Source organism: Streptomyces sp. NPDC058051 (assembly GCF_042885475.1).
Taxonomy (GTDB): domain Bacteria; phylum Actinomycetota; class Actinomycetes; order Streptomycetales; family Streptomycetaceae; genus Streptomyces.
This window is the reverse complement of record NZ_JBHVRW010000068.1, coordinates 1-2,851: the sequence shown is the minus strand read 5'-3', so window position 1 is coordinate 2,851 and position 2,851 is coordinate 1. Positions and strand designations below refer to the sequence as shown.

Here is a 2,851-nt window from a genome sequence, read left to right as displayed (position 1 = left end):
AGGAAGCCACCCTCCCGCGCATACGACGTACCCGACCGATCCGGATCCGGGTCGTACAGACCCTCCACGTCCCAACCACGATCGGTGGGAAACTCCCCCACCGCGTCCACACCCGACTCCACCAGCCGCCACAAGTCCTCGGCCGACGCCACACCACCCGGATACCGGCACGCCATCCCCACGATCACCATCGGGTCCTGCGCGATGTCAGTGGGTGCGGACGGCGCCACGTGCCGCACGGACTCCGGCTCGCCCATCAGCACCGACCGTAGATAACCGACCACGGCTTCCGGCGTGGGGTGGTCGAACACGAGGGTCGCGGGCAGGGTCAGTCCTGTGGCCGTTCCCAGCCGGCCGCGGAACTCGATCGCGGTCAGGGAATCGAAACCGAGTTCCTTGAACGGAACCTTCAGGTAGACGCTGTCCGGCTCGCTGTGTCCGAGCGCCATGGCGGCGTGCTTGCGTACCAACTCCATGAGCCTCTTGCGCTGTTCCAGCTCGCTGAGGAGGGACAGCTGCCCGGCCAGACCGCCGGTGCCGCCAGCGGACACGGCGGCGGCTCGCCGCATCGGCATGCGGACGATGCCCTCCAGGAGACCCGGCAGCCCTCCAACGCGCGCGAGTGTTTCCAGGCGCGGCGTGTCGAACGATGCCGCAGCGACGTTCGAACGCCCGTCGGCCATCGCACCGTCGAGCAGCACCACCGCGTGGTCGGTAGTCAGCGCCGACATTCCGGCACGCGCCAGCACCGACCGGCCTGCCTCGTCCAACAGGCCGCTCAGCCCGCTCTCTTGGGCCCACTGGCCCCACATCACCGACAGACCGGGCAGCCCGCGCGACTGACGGTTGGCGGCGAGTCCGTCGAGGAAGGCGTTGGCGGCGGCGTAGCTTGCTTGACCGGCCGTGCTGAGGGTTCCGGCCAGCGAGGAGAACAGCACGAAGCCCGCCAGGTCGACGTCCTGGGTCAGCTGGTGGAGATTCCAGGCACCCACGGCCTTGGCCGCGAACATGGTCTCCAGGTGATCGGCGGTCAGCGCCTCGATAGGAACGTTCGGCCGACCGATGCCCGCCGCGTGGATAACGACGGTCAGCGGGTGCGCCTCGGGGATGCCCGCCAGCAGTTCCGCCAAAGCCTCCAGGTCGGCCACGTCGCAGCCGGCGACCCTGGCCTCCGCGCCTTTGGCGGCGAGGCCCTCGACAAGCTCGTGGGCGTTCGGGGCCTGTTCGCCCCGGCGCGACACGAGCAGCAAGTGACGGAATCCGGCGGCCGCCAGGTGCTCGGCGACGGCCGCTCCGACCATGCCGGTGCCGCCGGTGACGAGCACCGTCCCGTTGTGGTCTCCCGGCAGAGGCTGCCCGGTCTCGGACGGAGTCACCCGGTTCAGCCGCGGAACCAGCACCCGGCCCGCGCGCACAGCCGTCTGCGGCACGTCTGCCGCGATCAGCTGTGGCAACACGGCCGTCGATGCCGGGTCGTCGTCGACGTCCACGATCGTCAGCTGGCCAGGATGGTCGGACTGCGCGCTGCGCAGCAGACCCCACAGGGCCGCTGCTGCGACATCAGTCTCGCCCTCCTCGGCAGGCACCGCGTTGCGTGTCACAACCATGACCGGCTTGCGGCCGCCGGTCAGCCATTGCCCCAGGACTCCGGCCACGCCGAGAAGGAGCTTCGTGACCTGTGCAGGAGAGCCATCGCCGCTGCCGACGCATACGACCAACCCGCGCTCGTCCGTACTGAGGGCAGGGTCGTCCATGCTCCGGAGCAGTCCACCTTCGAGCACCTGAGACACGGCCGCTGCGAGGTCGCCACCGCCGGCGAGTTCCAGCACCGGCCATGCGGGGTTGTCCTCGTCGGTGGGTCGGAGAGTGTGATCGAGCCAGTCCAGGTGGTAGAGGCCCTCGCTGCCTGCGGGCGTCCGGTCGAGGTGCTCCGCAGTGACCGGGCGGGTCGAAAGCCGCTGGATGGCGAAGACCGGCGCTCCGGCCGGGTCGGCCGCCTCGATCGAGACGGTCCGGTCGTCGGCGGGGGTGACGTGAACGCGCAGGGCCCGAGCACCGACTGCGTACACCTGCATACCGGCGTACGCGCTCTCCTGCGACAGGCCTGAGGCAGGCATGGCGAGGCGAACGGCCGCGTCCAGCAGGGACGGGTGGATCAGATAACCCTCGTCCGGCTCGTCCTCCGGCAGCTCCACGTCGGCGTGGATGCCGTCGCTGAGAGGCGAGCCCGTCGCGGCGCCCGAAGCGCCCCGAGCGCCCGAATCCGTGGCGGGGTCGGATTCTGCGGGGACGAGGGTGCCGTGTGCGTGGCGCTGCCAGGCGATGTCCTCGGCGTCCGGGTGCCCGTCCAGCTGGGAGCGAGAGTAAATCGCGATCGAACGGGTGCCCGGGCCGACCGGCGCCGTGATGATGATCTGCAACTCGACTGCGTGGTGCTCGGGGAGCTGGAGCGGCTGGTCAATGATCAGCTCACCGATGCGCGGGAAACCCGTCTGTTCCCCGGCGTGCATGGCCAGCTCGGCGAGCACGGAAGGCGGTGACGTGGGGTGCTCGGCCAGCCAGGGTTGAGCGCGCGGCGACATACGTCCGGTGAGCAGCAGACCGTCCCCGTCAGCCATGGTCACCACGGCACCCAGGAGGGGATGCCCGGTGGCCCGCTGCCCCCACGCGAGGGGGTCGCCGCCGGTGAGCTGCGGCTGCTGCCACCAGAATCGTTCGTGTTGGAAGGCGTACGTCGGCAACGGAACGGTCCGGGCGCCAGGCAGTAACCGGCCCCAGTCCACGTCCATGCCGTGGACGAAGCCGGTGGCCAGTCCGGTCAGCAGACGGGAGGGACTGTCATCGTCACGAC

At 70.2% G+C, this 2,851-nt stretch carries 1 protein-coding gene; it reads right to left on the bottom strand.

Going from position 1 to position 2,851, the window contains the following annotated elements:
• A partial coding sequence (locus ACFVUT_RS37585; protein ID WP_389671168.1) for an SDR family NAD(P)-dependent oxidoreductase occupies positions 1 to 2,851 on the bottom strand: 2,851 nt, incomplete at both ends.